The following is an 18,701-nucleotide window of genomic DNA, read 5'->3' as shown; positions in this document are numbered from 1 at the left end:
CAATAATTTAGTTAACGACAGCAACATAGCGTACATTGCCGGAAAGTGCAACATATTTCAACCAAGTATACCCCTCGGCTTGTACTTGACCAATATAGTGCACCACTTCACCGGCATTGTATAAGCCAACCACCTGCGCAGTTGTAGAAGGTGCCGTTCGAATATTCGTGTTTGCCGTAAACTGATAGTTGCCACTAGCATTATTGCCAGTTGTGCTAACCGGGTTATTCATAACTGGACCTGAATTAGTAATGGCAGCCACATAACGGGTATTGCCGGAAGCGGACGTATATCTTAACCATGTATAACCATCTGCTTGGATCTTGGCATTATAGCGGACTGTTTCGCCGGCAGCATACATTCCGACCACTTGAGCTTGAGTATTGGCCGCTGTGCGAATATTAGTATCATACTGGAATGTAAAAGTCCCAGCTTCATTGCTGACAGAATTATCCTGAACTGGACGGGAAGCACTTTGTGAAGACTGTGAATTATTGGTTCCCGAATTAGTTAAATTACCATCTACGACCGCTACATACCGAGTATTCCCGGAAGCTGCTACATACCGTAACCACGTATAACCATCAGCTTGTAAAGTACCGTTATAGCGTACCGACTCTCCAGCAGCATACATTCCGACAATCGAAGCTTGGGTGCTGGCCGCCGTGCGAATGTTGGTGTTGACGGTAAAAGTATAGGTGCCGTTTTGATTAGCTACATTGTTTGGAGTAGTCGGTGTGATCGGCTGTGTCGGAGTTGTCGGTTGGGTTGGGGTAGTCGGTGTCGAGCTCGAATTAACAGTCCCATCCACGACTGCTACATAGCGGGTATTCCCGGAAGCCGCCACGTAACGTAACCACGTATAACCATCAGCTTGTAAAATACCATTGTAGCGCACCGACTCTCCGGCGGCATACATTCCGACAACTGAAGCTTGGGTGCTGGCCGCCGTGCGAATGTTGGTATTGACAGTAAAAGTATAGGTGCCATTTTGATTAGTGACATTGTTCGGAGTAGTAGGTGTAGTCGGCTTTGTTGGGGTTGTTGGTTGGGTTGGGGTAGTCGGTTGACTAGGTAACGCTGCATCATTAGTTGCCGCTACATAGCGAAAACTACCCGAATAAGATAAATATTTTAACCAAGTAAAACCGTCAGCTTGAACAGTACTAATGTAACGTACCGAATCTCCAGGTGCATATTGACCTACAACTGGAGCTTGCAGGCTGGGAGCCGTACGGATATTAGTTGCGTACTGGAAATAATAAGTATTGCTATCGTTAGTTTCTGGTTGATATGGACTTTGTGCCAATCTAAAGGCTTCTTGATCCCAAGCAGTTAAATTAAATTGCCGGATCAATTGCATCAAGCTATCAGCATAATTTAAAGCCGTAGCGTAACCATCTTGATGTAGTAAATTAGCTACTGTCCAAGCATCTTTTTGACCTAATAAATTACGATAACGGGAGTTTTGGACTAAAAATTTTCCATGATCATCAATACTTTCTCCCCAATTGTTGTATTTTCGGAAATTAGCATTGACGGTCACGATGGATCCATTAGGGTTTTGTTCTTGAGTAGGATAATTAATAACGGCTCCATGCCAACTGGCATCGGCTTTAATCCCAAAGAGATTATTCCCTTGTTGTGCTAAAGAAGATTGGCCCCAGCCACTTTCATTAATGGCTTGAGCGGCCGCTACGGAAGGTAAAACCCCATATTTTCCCCAGCCTGCAATTACTGCTTGTTTAATTTGATTCAAAAATTCATTTCGGTAATCAACCCCGCGCGAATCCAGACTTGACTGATCAGTTGTCGGTTGATTGGCAGCAGGGTTCGTAGACTGGTTATTAGTACTCGTCGTTGATCCAGTCGCCGCTGTATTGGTTTCCGATTGATTCACATTGTTGCTATTTGCATTGCTGACTGGCTCATCCGATTGGGACGGTTGAGATTCAGCTGCCGTATCAGTTTGATTCGCCGTTGGAGCAACGGAAGTTGTGGGTTCTGTCAGCTGGTTATTAGCCACCGAAGTATCGGCTGCATTGGTTACAGCTGATGTCCCGTCCGTTGCAGAAGTCTTTGCAGCAGCATCTGATAATGGCGCACTTGTTGTAGCTAAAGTTTGCTGGGTCAAATTGTTATTTGCAACTCGACTTGTTACCGTTTCGTCGGCAGCATCTGATTTAGTATCCGGTTTGGCATTTGGAACCGTGGCTTTTTTAGTGTTGCTAGTCCCAGTAGTTGCCGTGTCAGCTTCTTGTGACTGATTGACGTCTGTTTGTTGCGGCTGTTGCTCAGTAGCGGCAGATGCTTTATGCACACTGAGTCCAGTTAATAATACGGGACACAGTAACGTCAAGGTCACCGTTTTAGCAAGATTGTTCTTTTGCATGTTTTTAACCCCTTCATCAAATACAGTAATTGAAACTTACATTTAGAGTAGTTCAAGCTCCCCCAAACGTTTAATCACTATTAGGATAATTTTAACATATTTATTTCGAGTTGTTAGACTGGAAACATGGATTCATTCAAATAATTTATCGCAGATTAACGCCCGCACATTAAATCGCATCTTGTTCTTGCAATTTATACAGTTCATAGTATTTTCCCCGCTGTTGCAAGAGACTTTGATGCGTGCCATACTCTACAATTCGACCTTGGTCCAATACCAAAATATGATTAGCATGTTTAATGGTGGATAAGCGGTGTGCAATCGCGATCGTTGTGCGTCCCTGCTGCATTCGTTTCAAGCTGGCTTGAATTAAATCTTCCGTTTCGGTATCGATATTGGCAGTGGCCTCATCTAACACTAAAATTTTAGGATCCGCAGCAATAGTTCGCGCAAAAGAAATTAATTGCCGTTGTCCAGCCGATAAGCTGCTGCCGCCAGGGTTAATCACAGTTTGATACTGCTGTGGCAACTGTTGAATAAACTCATCGGCATCAACTAATTGGGCGGCCGCTTGAATTTGGCGGTCAGAAATATTTTGATTATATAATCGAATATTAAAATTAATATCCCCATAAAACAAATAAGAATCTTGCAAAACCAAACCGATTTTTTGACGAAGTTGCGCCTGAGGAATTTGGCGCAGATCGTGGCCATCAATTAAGATCTGGCCCTGACCATATTCATAAAAACGCAACATAATATTGATTAAGGTACTTTTACCACTACCCGTATGTCCGACAATCCCTAAGCTAGCTCCGGCTGGAACCTTAAAGGAGATATCATGTAAAACTTCCGGACCATTAGGATAAGCAAAACTGACATGGCGAAATTCAATGGCTCCGGCGGTAATGCAAGGTGTATTGTCAGCAACCGTTTGTTGCGGACCATATTCTTGACTATCTAAAATTTTAAAAGAGCGATAGCCAGCTACGACCCCATCTTGGAAAAATGACAGATTATCCATCATATTTGTGATGGGATTAAAGAATTGACTAATATAAGTTGTAAAAGCATAAATCATCCCCGCTTGTAACAGACCCAAATGTGTATGCAATCCTAAAACATACAACGCGGCGATTAGGGCTAAAGTATATAACAAATTAACAATTGGCGACAATAATAACGAATTAATTTTAATCATCGAGCGCCGTGATTGCAGATATTCTTGATTAGTTTGTTCAAACTCTTGGCGAATACGAGGTTGCTGACGAAAATTTTGAATAATTTCAATTCCTTGAATAGTTTCGCTAATCCGTGTATTAATTTCACTTAATTTTTGGCGCATATAACGATAAGCACTGGAGCTATATTTGCTGTAAACCCAAATTGATAAAATCAGCAGTGGCAAAAAAGCCAAAACTGCTAAAGCCGCCGTCCGATCCGTTAACCACATGGCAATAAAAGCTGTAACGATCGCAAAAATACCTACCATTCCCGATAAAAAAACCTGCATAAAATCGGCAATGGATGCGGTATCATTATTGACACGTGACACAATTGAACCTGCCGGTGTGCGGTCAAAATAACTCATGCCCAGACGATGCAATTTGGCAAATAAAGCGCGGCGCAAACTTTCTAACATATATTCACTACCCATATTAAAAGCAAAAGTGGTCGTGAATTGAGCCGCGGATCGAATAATTACTCCCAGCAAATAAAAGGCTGCACTAACGATAATAATTTTTTCAGCCAAAGTTGTGCGCACCAGATACGTATCCATGTAATGCTGTAAAAAACGCGGCAATAACATGTTCATTACTGACTGAACAAGCACCGCGACCATCGATAACAAAAAAGACTGGCGATATTGAGCAGCAAAGCCCAATAAACGATGAACAATATGTAATTGTTCTTTAGTAGTTAAACTTTGATACTTTTGTTGGGTTGTTTCCATTATGCATACCGCCTTTTCAATAATTCATTTGTTGACGTTGCCACATATCAGCATACCAACCAGGTTGTTGGATCAAATCCACATGCTTGCCGCGTTGGATAATTTGGCCTGCCTCCAGCACAATAATTTGATCGGCATCCATTACACTACGGAGACGTTGAGAAATAATAATCGTCGATTGCTTAGGAGCATTGGTACGTAAATTATGAGTAATCTCGACTTCAGTTTTGGCATCCACTGCCGAGGTCGAATCATCTAAAATTAAAATTTGCGGCTGTTTAACTAAAGCACGGGCAATAGAGACCCGTTGTTTTTGTCCGCCCGATAACGAAATGCCCCGTTCACCAACTAAAGTCTGATAGCCATCTGTTAAATTTTGAATATCCTGATCGATATCTCCCAGTTGAGCTGCTTTTTGGACTTGCTGTTGATTAGTAGCATAATCTCCAAAGCGAATATTGTTTTGGACAGTTGTGGAAAATAAAAAACTGGTTTGCGGAACATAACCAATCGTTTGCAGTAAGGTGTCTAAAGAATATGAACGAATATCGTGACCACCAATTTTAATTAAACCCTGGTATTGATCAAAACGCCGCAGTAATAATTTGACAATTGTGCTTTTACCGGAACCCACGCGGCCAACAATTCCCAATGTTTGGCCAAACGGCAAAGTAAACTGCACTTTTGATAAAACTGGCTGTTGTCCATCGGGATAAGTAAACGACTGAATATTAAAATCTAAATCCGGCCGATTCAGACTAAGGTTGGCGTTTGGGTGTTCGGCAATTAAGGAAGGTTCATGCAAAATACTCTGAATCCGATCATAGCTCGCATTGCCCCGTTCTAAGACATTAAATAACCGGCCAATAGCAAACATCGGCCAAACTAAATTATTAATATAACCCACAAAAGCAATTAATTGACCAATCGTAATTACCTGCTGCAAAATTAAATGAGAACCATATAAAATCGTAATCACAAACGTCAAACCAATAATAAAACCGGTGGTCGGATCAAACAGCGCATCGATGAAATTAACTTGACGATTTATCGCGATGGTTCGGTCTACTTGTTGATTAAAATCTGCAATATCTTCGGTTTCTTGGCCTAACGTTTTAATTACCTTAATTCCCGTCATACTTTCTTGCGTCTTATTACTTAATTGGGAAAATGCCGCTTGGGCTTGCGCAAAACGTTGATGCAGTAAGCGGCCTAAAACCGCTGCCATTAGCGCCAAAAAAGGCAGAGGGATAATAGCAATTAAAGTTAATTTCCAATCCACAAACAAAATCATTGCAATAATTGTGGTGCCCCCCGTAATAATGGAATCGGCAAAGGTTAAAATCCCAATACCGGCCACATTTTGGACAGCAGTGATATCATTAGTACAACGCGCCATTAAATCGCCTATCCGATGACGTTGAAAAAAGGTATCATCCATATTCAAATAATGCCAAAATAATTGACTGCGCAGCTGCCGTTCTAAATCCGCGGCCCCGCCCCAAATCTGGTTGCGCCAAGCATACCGAAAAATATATTGTCCCAGTCCTGCAGCTAAAATAATCCCTAACAGCTGCCCCAAATGTCCAGCAGTCAGTTGGCGCTGATTAGCCCAATCGGCAAACTGACCAATCGCCCGCGGAATGATTAAATTAGAAAGTGCTGTTAAAAAAAGAAAAAGAATTCCAATTAGATAGCGCCGTTTTTGTTTATAAAAAAACCACCATAATTTTTTAAAGATTCCCATCAATAACCTCAACTTCCGTGACAATTAAAAAAGCAGCATGCGCTGCTTTTACAATCAAAATATTTATTTCTTGGCTTGATTTTTCATCATTTGCATCATTTGATTTAGTTTCTTTTGTGAGGGTTTTTGTCCCATTTGAGCCATCATTTGCCGCATCATATCCGCTGAAATTGGCGGATTATCTTGTAAATATTTTTTCATGTAAGCTCGAGCTCCAAAGAACCCCGCAGCCAAACCAATTAGTAGCATCACAATGCCCACTACAATTGTTATTCCCATTTCAATCATCCTTTAATTTAAAATACATTACTAGTTTATAAAACTTTAGACGATTTCGCAAAATTAATCTGGACGCCAGCCATGCTTATGTTGAATCTGGCGGACTTTATGCGAAGTAATTTCATGACCTTGCTTATCATATAAAACGGTATGTTCGATCTGATCTTTTAATCCTTGGCGAAAATTAGCCAAATATTGTTGACGTAAAGCGGCTTGCTCACGTTTTTCGGTTAAATCCAGGCCTTGCGTTTTCTGTTTTTGCGCTAATTCATTGATTCGAGAAATTAATTCCCGTTGTCGTTTACTAACATTCATTTGTGGCACTTTTTGTTTCTCTCCTAACGAACACCTGTTTGAAACCATTTCTGGACTATGCTATCTTATTAATATAAGATACTAGGAGTTTTATTATGAGTCAATCAATTACTGCAAAACAATTGGAGGTTTTACGTTGTATTTCGGATCACGTTCATAATTTAGGCTATCCCCCAACGGTCCGCGAAATTTGTCAGACTGTGGGACTTTCTTCTACCTCAACCGTCCACGGTTATTTGCAGCGTTTGCAAAAACGTGGTTTTATTCAACGTGATCCGACTAAGCCTCGTACCTTAGAAATTACCAAGAGCGGTCGCCAAGCTCTGGGGCTAACCCAAGAACAAATCCCGATGTTAGGCATCGTTACTGCCGGCGCTCCTATCCTGGCCCTTCAAGAACAAGCTAGTGATTTTTTCCCTTTACCGCCGAACTTAAAAGTGACGGATCAAAATTTATTCATGCTGACCATTCAAGGCGATAGTATGATTAATGCCGGCATTTTGGATGGTGACGCTGTGATCGTCCGCCAGCAAGCCACAGCCGAAAATGGTGAAATTGTCATTGCGATGAATGCGGATAATGAAGCCACTTGTAAGCGTTTCTTTAAAGAAGCGCATCAAATTCGTTTGCAGCCGGAAAATGAGGCTTATGAACCGATTATCCTACCTAATGTGCAAATTCTCGGCAAAGTGGTGGCCCTGTATCGGGCAACTATTAATTAAGACCAGTTATATAAACTGGTCTTTTTTTTGCAACGAAAAAATTAGCATTGCGGGTAAGACAGTTGATGATTTTTTTAATTCACATAACTTAGCTTATAGACTAATTTGTTCCAACCTTTGAATAATTAGTTTTTACAGATTGATACCTAGCTGCTCTTAATTCCATCAAAAAAATCTGACCCTGACGGTCAGACTTTTGATAGTTATTTATTACGCCGTTTTTCTGGGATACGCGCTGCTTTTCCACGTAAGGAACGCAAGTAATAAAGCTTTGCCCGCCGTACCCGGCCTTGACGAACGACCTCAATTTTGGCTACCCGAGGTGAATGTAAAGGAAAAGTTCTTTCCACACCGACGCCACTGCTGATTTTACGGACAGTGTAAGTAGCACTAATGCCGCTACCCCGACGTTTGATAACCACGCCTTCAAAAATCTGAATCCGTTCCCGATTACCTTCAACAACTTTCGCATGGACACGAATAGTATCTCCGGGACGAAAATCTGGCAGATCGGTACGCAATTGAGATTTGGTTACTTGATCAATTAATGGGCTTTGCATAAGAGCCCCTCCTTTATTTACCGACACTCATGAAAATCGGAACATAACAGCGGAATATCGGCTGATTTGTGTAATCACACAAACTCCACTATAGCATGATTTTATAAATTGTAAAGTCTAATCTTCCGAAGTTAAAGTATCAAGATAATTCAAATCCGCAGTAGTTAAAGCTGTTTGGGCCAGTAAATCGGGGCGTTGCAACCAGGTTTTTTTTAGGGCTTGCTGACGACGCCATTGGGCAATTTTTTGGTGATTGCCACTTAATAAAATTTCGGGGACTTTCATCCCCCGATATTCTGCTGGACGAGTATATTGCGGATATTCCAGTAACCCGGCGCTAAAAGAATCCGAATAAGCTGATGTTTCATTGCCTAAGACCCCCGGCACAAACCGCGCCAAGGCATCAATCATTACCATGGCTGCCATTTCGCCTCCAGTCAGTACAAAATCACCCAGTGATACTTTATCGGTAGCTAAACGCTCAATCCGTTCATCAAAGCCCTCATAATGACCGCAAATAAAAACTAAATGCTGCTCTTGGGCTAAGTCTTGGGCCAATGCTTGATTAAATTTTTGCCCCGCCGGATCCAATAAAATAACACGCTTTTTGCCGGTGTCTTGCGCATTAATGGCATCCATAGCCCGATAAATAGGCTGTGGTTGCAAGAGCATCCCTGCACCGCCCCCATAAGGTGTATCATCAACATGATGTTGTTTATTAGTCGCATATTGGCGAAAATCGCATATAGCAATTTCTAATAATTGTTTGGCTTGGGCTTTCCCCAGTAAGGACTCATTGAGTGGAACAAACATTTGGGGAAATAAAGTTAAAATATCAATTTTCATCAATTAAACCTTCAGGCAGATCTACAGTGGCTGTAGCCTCCGACAAATTTACTTGCAATAAAACACTTTTAATAATAGGGATGAGAATTTCTTGTCCGGCGGAATTCGTAATGACCCAGACATCATTGGGACCTAATGCTAAAATATCGCTCACTTGTCCCAAATAACCCCGTTGTTGATCGACAACTTTAATGCCCATAATATCCTTATAATAATATTGACCGGTTGGTAAAGGAGATAATTGGTCCGTGGCAATCATAACTTCCCAATTACGATAAATTTCGGCCTCTGTCAAATCATTAATTTCGACAAATTTCACCAGCCAAAAACCTTTATATGGCCGCGAGGTTTGCACCGTCACGGCCTGTCTTTGGGTATCGTGTTGCAAAGATAATTGCGTTTGGGGCGCAAAACGTTGTTCAGGATCATCTGAGATCACTTGTAATTTCATTTCTCCTTGTAAACCATGAAAACTGAGAACACGGCCCACTCGGAGATATTGCATTTCTGTCATCTTGAAAAACCTCGAAAATAAAAGCGGCTTTGACACTTACTGTCCAACCGCTTTTATTTATTCTGGAATAATATTTAATTTAATACGTCGATTCTGATCATTATTTTGTGAATAGACAACAGTGCGGATCGCTTGAGCGACTCGTCCTTGTTTACCAATAATCCGACCAGCATCTTTGGCGCTGACATGTAAATCAAAAATCAAACTGTCCGGCGTTGTGGTGGTTTGAATCTGCACCAATTCAGGGCTATCGGCCAAAGGCAGCACAATCGCTTTAATTAAATTAGTAATTACTGCTTGCATTACACATTCTCTATTGAGCTTTATGGGCTAATTTAGCTTCATGATATTGTTTCATGATGCCTTGTTTTTGAAACAAATTACGCACCGTATCGGACGGTTGAGCACCCTTTTGCATCCATTCTAAAGCAGCAGCGGCATCAATTTTAAGTTGATCGTCATTTAAAGGATTATAATGTCCAATTTCTTGAATAAAACGACCATCACGCGGAGATCTGGAATCCGCCACTACAATTCGATAGAAGGGGCGTCTTTTACTACCCATCCGCCGCATCCGAATTTTTACTGTCATAGTTAAATTCCTCCAAATAATTTCTTAACCTGATTTATTATACTGAAATTGCTACAGTGTGTAAAGGAAAAATTCTTTACAGATTACGATTTAAATCGCTTGACCTTTTTTAACCGTTTTTTCTTACGTTTTTTAGTACGCCGCACCATTGATCCCATCGCCATTTTGCCAATTTTTCCTTGTAAGCCGGGGCCCATCATTTGTTCCATACCGTTAAAATTACCTTTGGACATCTTTTGCATTAAGGTTTGCATCTGCTTAAATTGTTTGATCATGCGATTGACTTCCACTAATGGTCGGCCAGAACCGGTCGCGATCCGCCGTCGCCGAGAAGGATTCAAGAGTTCTGGGGTCTGACGTTCTTGGGGAGTCATCGAATAGACAACCGCTTTGAGATGTTCAATATCTTGAGGATCCATGTGGACATTTTTTAAGGCAGGATTGGCCGCCATGCCTGGCATCATTTTCATAATTTCATCCATGGGACCCATTTTTTGCATTTGTTCCAATTGATCGACAAAATCATTAAAATCAAAAGTATTCTCTTGCATTTTCCGGGTTAAAGCGGCGGCCTGTTTTTCATCGTAGTCCTTTTCCGCTTTTTCAATGAGTGTTAAAACATCACCCATGCCCAGAATCCGATCTGCCATCCGATCTGGATGAAACACTTCCAGCGCATCTAATTTTTCCCCGGAACCTACAAACTTGATGGGTTTGCCAGTGACAGCCCGAATAGATAGCGCCGCTCCGCCCCGAGTATCACCGTCTAATTTAGTTAAAATAACCCCACTAATATCTAAACGGTCATTAAACCCTTCGGCAACATGCGTGGCTGCTTGACCGGTCATAGAATCAACAACCAGTAAAATTTCCGTCGGCTGCGCCACTTGTTTGATCCGACTTAATTCACTCATCAATTGGTCATCAATTTCCAAGCGGCCCGCGGTATCTATTAAAACATAATCATTCTTTTTGGCTTGCGCGGTTTCTAAGCCATGACGAACAATTTCCACCGGGTCTTGGTTCGTACCTTCATCATAAACCGGAACTTGGACCTGCTGGCCGATAGTTTGTAACTGGTCAATGGCCGCCGGGCGATAGACATCTGCTGCAATTAAGAGTGGACGCGCATTTTTTTCAGCTTGTAAATATTTAACTAATTTGCCCGCAGATGTGGTTTTCCCAGAGCCTTGTAGACCCACCAGCATAATCACCGTGGGAATATGAGAAGCTTGATTTAATAAGACGGCGGAAGAACCCATAATCTTGGTTAATTCTTCATTGACGATTTTAATAACTTGCTGTGCCGGAGTTAGACTATCGAGTACTTCACTCCCCACGGCACGTTCTTGGACGGTTTTAATAAAATTTTTCGTGACATCAAAATTAACGTCCGCTTCCAATAAGGCTAATCGGACCTCGCGCATCATTTCTTGCACGTCAGCTTTTGTAACTTTACCCTTACCGCGTAATTTTGCAAAAGTATTTTGTAAACGTTCGCTTAAACCTTCAAATGCCATAAAATCTCTCCTATTCCAGTTGAGCTAACTGATCTACTAACGCTTTCAAGTGTACATCATTCGGATATTTTTTGACAATGCATTGCTGGATTTGATCAATTAGTTGCTGGCGTTGGTTAAAATTCCGATATAAATGCAGTCGCTGTTCGTAGTTCTCTAAAGTAGTCACTGTTCGTTTTAAATTATCATATACGGCCTGACGGCTGACATGATGCAATTGGGCGATTTCGCCTAAAGAATAATCATCACTATAATACAAATTAATATACTGAATTTGAGTGGGCGTTAATAAATTTTGATAAAAATCCGCCAACAGGTTAATCCGCGTGGTTTTTAACAAATCCTCATTCATGGCTATTGGCCGCCTCATCTTGAAAGAGTTGACTAAACAGCCCTTGAGCGTAGATCTCCGGATCAAAATCACGCAAATCATCCATCTGTTCGCCCAAACCGACCAATTTCACTGGTAAATGCAATTCATCATTAATGGCTAAAACAATACCTCCTTGCGAAGAACCGTCCAGTTTAGCTAAAACTAAACCCGTGACTTGGGTAGCTTTTTGAAATTGTTTAGCTTGAACTAAGGCATTTTGCCCCGTGGTTGCATCGATGACAAGTAATACTTCATGCGGAGCATCTGGAATTTCCCGCGTAATAATCCGTTTAATTTTTTCCAATTCTTTCATGAGATTAGTATTATTTTGTAAGCGGCCCGCAGTGTCCACTAATAAAACATTAGCATGTTCTTGTTGAGCTAACTGCAAAGCATCATAAACGACCGAAGCGGGATCACTGCCAGCAACATGAGCTACTGTTTGGACTCCCACCTTACTACCCCAAACTTGTAACTGCTCAATTGCTCCAGCCCGAAAAGTATCAGCCGCCGCCAAGATCACTTTTTGCCCATCTTTTTTCAGACGTGCAGCTAATTTACCAATTGTGGTAGTCTTACCGGCCCCATTCACTCCCACAAATAAAATAACATTTAAAGGACGTTGAACGTTGATGTTTAAGTGATAATCTTGATTTTGACTATCTTGATAATAAATTTCCGCCATTTTTTGAACAATAACGCGGGAAACTTCGGCTTTAGATTGTGCATTTTGCAATTTAACTTCATTACGTAAAGCATCTGAAATTTTTAAGGCCATTTCGTAACCCACATCCGATTGAATTAAGAGATCTTCTAAATCATCAAAAAATTCTTCGTCGACGCTTCGAAAATTAGCCAAAAAAGCATTAAACCGATCCCGCAACCGATGCCGAGTTTTCGTTAATCCCGCATTGTATTTCGCCGTGTCAGCTGCGGTAGATCCTGTTTCTTGAGAAATAGCCTCCTTACCCTCAGTGGTGGTAGTTGGTTCAGCGGTGGAGCTGGCCTGCTCAGGGGTTGCAGTCTGTGACTTTGAATCCGTAGCTGGAGGTTCCGGATTGCCCGAAATACTGGTTGACTCAGTAGGTTGCTCTTGAGGCTCAGATGCATCCGGTGTCGGTTTTTGCTTTGGACTGTCAGATTTTTTGGCGGGTGTATCGAGTGTATCGGCTGAATCAGCAGTCGTAGCTGGCTGGTCAGAATCCTTGTCTGGCGCTGTTTGTGGTGAAGCCTCAGTTTGTGCAGCGGTGTTGGTCTTTTTTTTAAAAATGTCAAATAGTCCCATGAACTTATGACACCTCCTGATTAGTCAGTGGTAATTTTATGGAAACAACAGTAGAGACGCCGGACTCTTGCATTGTAATTCCGTATAAGCGTTGCGTGCGCATCATAGTTCCTCGTCGATGGGTAATCACAATAAATTGAGTTTTTGTATCGTATTTATTTAAATAGCTTGCAAAACGGGTTACGTTAGCTTCATCTAAAGAGGCCTCTACTTCATCTAAAACGCAAAAGGGTACCGGTTGTACCTTAATAATCGCAAATAATAAAGTAATAACAGTTAAAGCCCGTTCACCACCAGACAGTAAACTTAATTGTTGCAATTTTTTGCCGGGAGGCTGGGCGACAATTTCAATTCCGGTTGTTAATAGATCATCTGGTTGCGTCAGCACCAACTGTGCTTTACCGCCCCCGAACATTTTGGGAAAGATCACTTCAAATGCCGCCGCTACCTGTGTGAACATCTGTTCAAAGCGGGTGGCCACTTCGTGATCCATTTCTTGCATAGTGGTTTGTAATTGCTGTCGTGCGGTAATTAAATCTGCTTGCTGCTTTTGTAAAAATTCATAACGATCCTTGACCTGTTCATATTCTTCAATCGCATTCAAATTGACAGAACCTATTTCGGTTAGCTGCTGCTGTAACTGCTTCAGCTGAGTTTGCGCATGTTGCGGCTCAAATTGAGTTGCAGCCAATTGTGCCGCGGCCACTTCAAAACTCATCTGATAAGTCGTTTCTAATTCCTGCAAACGGCGTTGCATTTGATTTTTATAATTAGCCAAAGTCACCGCATTGTCCTCTTGAGCGGCTGCCAACTTCTTTTGTTGCTTAAAAAGCTGTTGATATTTTTCTTCTAAAGTTGGGGCCTTGACTTGAATTTGTTTGCGTAGTTTTTGTTGCTCAGCTAATTGCTCCTGAGCAGTTTTAATTTGGCTAGTAATTTTTGCCATCTGCTGATCGACATCCTGATGGGTCGCATGTAAATCTTGTGTTGCAGTTTGCAATTGTGCTAAGCGTTGCTTCAGATCAGCAATTTGTTGTTGATTAGCTTTTGTGTCTTGCTGCGTTGCACGTAATAGTTGTTGTTGATTATTTAGTTCATTAGTGGCCACAGCCAGCTGCGTTTGTAACGTTTGCAGCTGCTGCTCATAATTTTGTTTTTGTTGATCAAAATCATCTAATAAAGTTTTTTGTTGAGTCAACAATTGTTTTTTAGCAGTGAGCTGACGTTCGATGGCAGCCTTTTGTTTTGTGCTATCTTGCAGTTGAGCTTGATTTGCTTGAATTTGTTTTCCAAAACGTTGTTGCTGAAAGCTGAGCGCTTGTAATTGTTGTTGCTGGGTCTGCTTTTGATGTTGTTTAACTTGTAACTGATTATCTAACTTTTGTGCAATTTGCTTTTGCTGCTGGACTTGATCATCTAGTGTTTGCAGTTGATGATGCTTTTGTTCTAAGGCACCTTGCGCTTTTTGGACGCCTGCTTTTTGCTGCTGCACTTGCTGTTGTAGTTGTTCCATTGTACGGGTTAATTTGTGCAGACGGGTTTTTTGTGACAATAGTTCATTAGTCACTTTGACTTGACCACCGGTCATCGAACCACCAGGATTAATTAAATCCCCTTGTAGCGTCACAACCCGCCAACGATGATGAATCAAATTACTAATGGCAATCGCAGCTTCGAGCGTTTGCACTACTAAAAGCGATCCGAACAGATTTTCATTAATATTTTGCAAACCATCGGTGATCTGAATTAAATCACTGGCAATGCCTAAATAGCCGGCCTTTTGCTGTAAAGCAGCAACATCGCGGGGAGCAATTTTGCGAGCTTGGATGACATTACGAGGTAAAAAAGTTGCCCGCCCAGCGTGGTGTTGGCGTAAATAGTCAATGGCTTGACGAGCATCAGCTTGCATCTGCGTTACTATATACTGCAATTGGGTAGCTGCCGCACTTTGTAAAGCAATTTGAAACTGCTCCGGAACTTGAATCAACTCTGCCACGACGCCCACAACGCCAGGTAATTGGGCTTTTAAAACTGCTCGTACTCCTTGGTAATACCCTTGATGCTGCTGGACGATGCGTTGCAGTGAACGTTGTTCAGCCTGTGTCTGTTGCCAGTGCTGCACTACTTTATCCGCGGCTTGCTGTTGGCGGGACAACTGCTCTTGTTTTTGTTGAACCGTTTTTTGCTGTTGTTGTATTTGTTGTTGCAGCTGCTCTTGTTGTTGTTGAGCTGCTTGTTGCTTATTAGTCAAATCCGCCAACTCTTGTTGGGCTTGTTGTTGGGTTTGCTGTTGTTCTTGCATTTGTTTTTGGAGCTGATCAGATTCTGCTTGCGATTGCTGCAGCTGACGTTGTAAATAAATTTTTTGATTATGCAGCGAAGTCTGTTGCTGCAACAAGGTTAAATATTGTTGCTGCGTTTGTTCAATCTTACGCGACATTTCCTCAGGGTCAGCACTAAAATCTGCTTGCAAATTCTTGATCTGCTGTTGTAACTGATGCACCCGCTGTTGAATACTAGCCACTTGTTCTTGCTGTTGGCGCTGAGTTTGCTGCAAAGTTTGGCTTTGATCTTGTAATTTGGTCAACTGTGCAGTAAAAGCCGATTGATTCGTGACATTAAAATCAGACTGCTGTGCTGCGAGCGCTTGTTTGCCTTTAAGAACTTCTAATTGACGGCTAAGACTGGTTAATTGAGTCTGATAATGATCAATCGCCGTCGTTAATTGTTGATCTTGTTGTTGATTGGCCGCTACTTGCTGTTGCGTACGCGTTAATTGGCTTTCCAAATCCGCTAACTGCGTTTGCAATTGTTTGGCCGTGGTTAATGCAGTTTGTTTTTGATCAGCTAATTGTTGGATTTCAAAAGCCAAAGTTAACTGCTGCCAATAATCATACTGTTGTTTTTGTGTTTGGTATTCTTGAGCCTGTTGAGCTTGTGCTTTCAACGGTTCTACTTGTCGGGTTAATTCTTGCACAATATCGGCGACCCGTTTCAGATTCGCGTCTGTTTGTTCCAACTGTTGTTGAGCTTCCGCTTTTTTATGTTTAAAATTAGCTACTCCTGCCGGTCCTTCAATGATATATCGTCGTTGTTCCGGTTTACTATTAAAGACTGCTTCCACTTGGCCCTGTGAAATAATGGCCAACGAATTTTTGCCTAAACCTGCAGCAATAAATAGAGAACTAATATCTTTCAACCGCACTTTTTGGTTATTGAGCCAAAATTCACTGTCACCATTACGAAATAAGCGACGACGAATTGCCACCTCATCTTGGGCAATAGATAATCGCCGATCATGGTTATCAAATTGTAAACTTACTGTAGCCACATTTAACGCTGGGCGTTGATCACTGCCGGCAAAGATAATATCCTGCATTTTAGAACCGCGTAAACTTTTAGCTGACTGCTCACCAATCACCCAACGAATCGCTTCCGCCAGGTTACTTTTGCCACTGCCATTAGGTCCGACAATACCGGTAATTCCTTGATCAAAATACAGCGCAGTTTTGTCTGCAAAGGATTTAAAACCACTAATTTCTACTGCCTTTAGGGTCACTTTTAATCCCCCTATTTTTGATGTAACTGATTCAAATATTTTTGTGCGGCCTGCTGTTCGGCAATTTTTTTACTATGCCCGCTGCCAGTCGTATGGGGCTGCTGGTTAATATATAATTGCACGATAAACTTCGTCGTTTCATCTTCGCCTTCTTGCCGCAAGACTCGATAATTAATATCTACATCGCCGTTTTGCTGTAATTCTTCCTGCAATTCGGTTTTGAAATCATTATCGTCACTAAATTCACCGGCATCAATATGTTCAAAAACGGTCTGCCGTAAAAATCTCATCACTGCTTCATTACCTTGATCTAAATATAAGGCGCCATTAAAAGCTTCAAAAACGTCTTCTAACAAGGTGTCACGTTTACGGGCTCCTGCCTTTTCTTCACCATTTCCCAATAAAATAAAAGGGGGTAAACCTACTTCTTGACAAAATTTAGCAAAACTCGCGGTGCACACGATGGCTGCACGCAACTTAGTTAATTGACCTTCAGGTAACTGTGGAAATTTGCGAAAAATATATTGGGAGACATTTAATTCTAAAACCGCATCGCCTAAAAATTCTAAACGTTCGTAATCTTGAATATGCAATTCACGATGCTCATTCGCATAGGAAGCATGTGTCAGGGCTGACTGTAGTAGGTCATAATTTTTGAAAACAATTTGATATTTTTGACGCAGCAAGGTAATTAACTCTGGACTCAACAAAACCAAAATCCCTTCCTTTCTAAAGAAAAAAGGCTTTGCGCCTTTTTTAATTAATTAAGTTGTCTTAATTTTGATGACTAACAATATAATCGACAGCTTGACCTACTGTTTGGATTTTTGCCGCTTCTTCATCCGGGATTTCAGCCCCAAAGTCATCTTCCAGCTCCAATTCGAATTCGACCATATCAATTGAATCCGCCTGTAAATCATTTTGAAAATTGGTGTCACTCGTAATACTGTCTGCTGCTACATTAAAACGTTCCGCTAATAATTGCGCAATTTTATCAAAGACCTGTTGTTTTTCCATCGACATTCACTCCGTTAATGATTTACGTTGTTTTTTTGAAAATAATCGGTTACTTGATCTAGCATACCCTTATTATACATCATTCTCAATTGCGACAAAGCATAATAAACGGTGCGGGCATCGGAAGCTCCGTGCGATTTCACGACAGGAGCTTGAGTTCCCATCAATACAGCTCCACCGTAACTAGCCACATCAAAAAATTGCTGCAACGATTTTAAAGCCGGCTGGGCTAACCACGCTCCTAATTTGGCACGCGCACCGTTATTCAGCAACGCTTGTTTTAGTTGGCGCAGCAAAACTTTAACACTGCCTTCCATAGTTTTTAAAACGGCATTGCCGGTAAAGCCATCAGTGACAATAACATCTGCTTCACATACTAATAACTGATCCGCTTCAAGGTTGCCAATAAAATTCAGATCCGGCAAAGCTTGTAAAGTTTGGTAAGCAGTTTGATGAGTGCGATCACCCTTATCAAACTCGCTACCATTATTTAATAACGCCACCCGCGGTTTAGCAATACCCTTAACTTGTTGAGCATAAACGGAACCCATCACTGCCCATTGTTCTAAATAATTGACTTTACTTTCCGCATTAGCGCCTGCATCTAAATAACAAAAGCCCTGTGGATTATTTAAAGAAGGCAAAATAGGCATCAAGGCGGGACGAGCTACTTGCGGTAAGCGCCCCACAATAAAAATGCCCGCCGCCAATAAAGCTCCGGTATTCCCCAAAGAATATAAGGCATCTGCCTCATGATGTTTGACTGCTTGAGCCGCCAAAACTAAAGATGAATCCTTTTTATGCCGAATGGCTTTCATCGGTTCATCTGTACCTAAAATTTGACTATCAGTCTGAATAATCTCAATTCGATCAGCTTTTTTTAAATACTTTTGAATTTCGCGTTGCTTGCCAAATAGGCTAAATTCTAGGTCGGTAAATTCATCCCGTGCTCGTTCAACCCCTTGTACAATCACTTGAGGTGCTTGATCGCCGCCCATTGCATCAATCGCTATTTTCATACTGTCT

General features: G+C 41.6%; 18 protein-coding genes. 1 reads left to right on the top strand and 17 read right to left on the bottom strand.

Going from position 1 to position 18,701, the window contains the following annotated elements; genetic code table 11:
- Positions 1 to 7: 7 nt before the first annotated feature.
- The 5 genes from JG30_RS03620 to JG30_RS03600 all read right to left on the bottom strand — a co-directional run bounded on the left by JG30_RS03620 (position 8) and on the right by JG30_RS03600 (position 6,687).
- On the bottom strand, positions 8 to 2,392 hold the full coding sequence (locus JG30_RS03620) for an SH3 domain-containing protein (protein ID WP_052725191.1): 2,385 nt from the start codon (positions 2,390 to 2,392) through the stop codon (positions 8 to 10).
- Positions 2,393 to 2,561: 169 nt separating this feature from the next.
- On the bottom strand, positions 2,562 to 4,346 hold the full coding sequence (locus JG30_RS03615; protein ID WP_046316224.1) for an ABC transporter ATP-binding protein: 1,785 nt from the start codon (positions 4,344 to 4,346) through the stop codon (positions 2,562 to 2,564).
- A gap of 16 nt (positions 4,347 to 4,362) precedes the next feature.
- Positions 4,363 to 6,093 carry an ABC transporter ATP-binding protein gene (locus JG30_RS03610; RefSeq protein WP_046316221.1) on the bottom strand — a complete coding sequence of 577 codons (1,731 nt, stop codon included), beginning with the start codon at positions 6,091 to 6,093 and terminating at the stop codon, positions 4,363 to 4,365.
- Positions 6,094 to 6,156: 63 nt separating this feature from the next.
- On the bottom strand, positions 6,157 to 6,372 hold the full coding sequence (locus JG30_RS03605) for a YneF family protein (protein ID WP_046316217.1): 216 nt from the start codon (positions 6,370 to 6,372) through the stop codon (positions 6,157 to 6,159).
- Between the two features lie 63 nt (positions 6,373 to 6,435).
- The gene (locus tag JG30_RS03600; RefSeq protein ID WP_046317216.1) at positions 6,436 to 6,687 is read right to left on the bottom strand and encodes a DUF896 domain-containing protein; all 252 of its coding nucleotides are present in this window, start codon (positions 6,685 to 6,687) and stop codon (positions 6,436 to 6,438) included.
- 95 nt (positions 6,688 to 6,782) lie between these two features.
- Between JG30_RS03600 and lexA the strand changes: the two genes are divergently transcribed.
- Positions 6,783 to 7,409 carry a transcriptional repressor LexA gene (gene lexA, locus JG30_RS03595; protein ID WP_046316214.1) on the top strand — a complete coding sequence of 209 codons (627 nt, stop codon included), beginning with the start codon at positions 6,783 to 6,785 and terminating at the stop codon, positions 7,407 to 7,409.
- A gap of 203 nt (positions 7,410 to 7,612) precedes the next feature.
- On the opposite strand, the gene rplS is transcribed toward lexA, so the two are convergent.
- From rplS to plsX, 12 genes are all read right to left on the bottom strand, one after another.
- A complete protein-coding gene (rplS, locus tag JG30_RS03590; RefSeq protein WP_046316213.1) occupies positions 7,613 to 7,969 on the bottom strand; it encodes a 50S ribosomal protein L19 in 357 nt (118 codons plus the stop codon).
- Positions 7,970 to 8,086: 117 nt separating this feature from the next.
- On the bottom strand, positions 8,087 to 8,815 hold the full coding sequence (gene trmD, locus JG30_RS03585; protein ID WP_046316211.1) for a tRNA (guanosine(37)-N1)-methyltransferase TrmD: 729 nt from the start codon (positions 8,813 to 8,815) through the stop codon (positions 8,087 to 8,089).
- Positions 8,805 to 9,329, bottom strand: a complete 525-nt coding sequence (gene rimM / locus JG30_RS03580; RefSeq protein ID WP_052725190.1) for a ribosome maturation factor RimM — start codon at positions 9,327 to 9,329, stop codon at positions 8,805 to 8,807. The genes trmD and rimM overlap by 11 nt, the downstream gene beginning before the upstream one ends.
- Positions 9,330 to 9,386: 57 nt before the next feature.
- Positions 9,387 to 9,632 carry a KH domain-containing protein gene (locus JG30_RS03575; RefSeq protein WP_046316208.1) on the bottom strand — a complete coding sequence of 82 codons (246 nt, stop codon included), beginning with the start codon at positions 9,630 to 9,632 and terminating at the stop codon, positions 9,387 to 9,389.
- Between the two features lie 10 nt (positions 9,633 to 9,642).
- The gene (rpsP, locus tag JG30_RS03570; protein ID WP_046316206.1) at positions 9,643 to 9,921 is read right to left on the bottom strand and encodes a 30S ribosomal protein S16; all 279 of its coding nucleotides are present in this window, start codon (positions 9,919 to 9,921) and stop codon (positions 9,643 to 9,645) included.
- Positions 9,922 to 10,004: 83 nt separating this feature from the next.
- A complete protein-coding gene (gene ffh / locus JG30_RS03565; RefSeq protein ID WP_046316205.1) occupies positions 10,005 to 11,441 on the bottom strand; it encodes a signal recognition particle protein in 1,437 nt (478 codons plus the stop codon).
- A gap of 10 nt (positions 11,442 to 11,451) precedes the next feature.
- Positions 11,452 to 11,793 (bottom strand): putative DNA-binding protein, encoded by a 342-nt coding sequence (locus tag JG30_RS03560; RefSeq protein WP_046316204.1) that lies wholly within the window; start codon positions 11,791 to 11,793, stop codon positions 11,452 to 11,454.
- The gene (gene ftsY, locus JG30_RS03555) at positions 11,786 to 13,099 is read right to left on the bottom strand and encodes a signal recognition particle-docking protein FtsY (protein ID WP_046316202.1); all 1,314 of its coding nucleotides are present in this window, start codon (positions 13,097 to 13,099) and stop codon (positions 11,786 to 11,788) included. The genes JG30_RS03560 and ftsY overlap by 8 nt, the downstream gene beginning before the upstream one ends.
- A gap of 4 nt (positions 13,100 to 13,103) precedes the next feature.
- On the bottom strand, positions 13,104 to 16,658 hold the full coding sequence (gene smc, locus JG30_RS03550; RefSeq protein ID WP_046316200.1) for a chromosome segregation protein SMC: 3,555 nt from the start codon (positions 16,656 to 16,658) through the stop codon (positions 13,104 to 13,106).
- 11 nt (positions 16,659 to 16,669) lie between these two features.
- Entirely contained in the window at positions 16,670 to 17,368 is a 699-nt protein-coding gene (gene rnc, locus JG30_RS03545; protein WP_046317212.1) for a ribonuclease III, read from the bottom strand.
- 64 nt (positions 17,369 to 17,432) lie between these two features.
- Entirely contained in the window at positions 17,433 to 17,675 is a 243-nt protein-coding gene (acpP, locus tag JG30_RS03540) for an acyl carrier protein (RefSeq protein WP_046316198.1), read from the bottom strand.
- Between the two features lie 14 nt (positions 17,676 to 17,689).
- Positions 17,690 to 18,694 carry a phosphate acyltransferase PlsX gene (gene plsX, locus JG30_RS03535; protein WP_046316196.1) on the bottom strand — a complete coding sequence of 335 codons (1,005 nt, stop codon included), beginning with the start codon at positions 18,692 to 18,694 and terminating at the stop codon, positions 17,690 to 17,692.
- Between the last annotated feature and the right edge of the window lie 7 nt (positions 18,695 to 18,701).

The sequence above is a fragment of the Bombilactobacillus mellifer genome, from assembly GCF_000970795.1.
In the GTDB taxonomy this organism is placed as follows: domain Bacteria; phylum Bacillota; class Bacilli; order Lactobacillales; family Lactobacillaceae; genus Bombilactobacillus; species Bombilactobacillus mellifer.
This window is presented reverse-complemented; position numbering and strand designations above follow the sequence as displayed.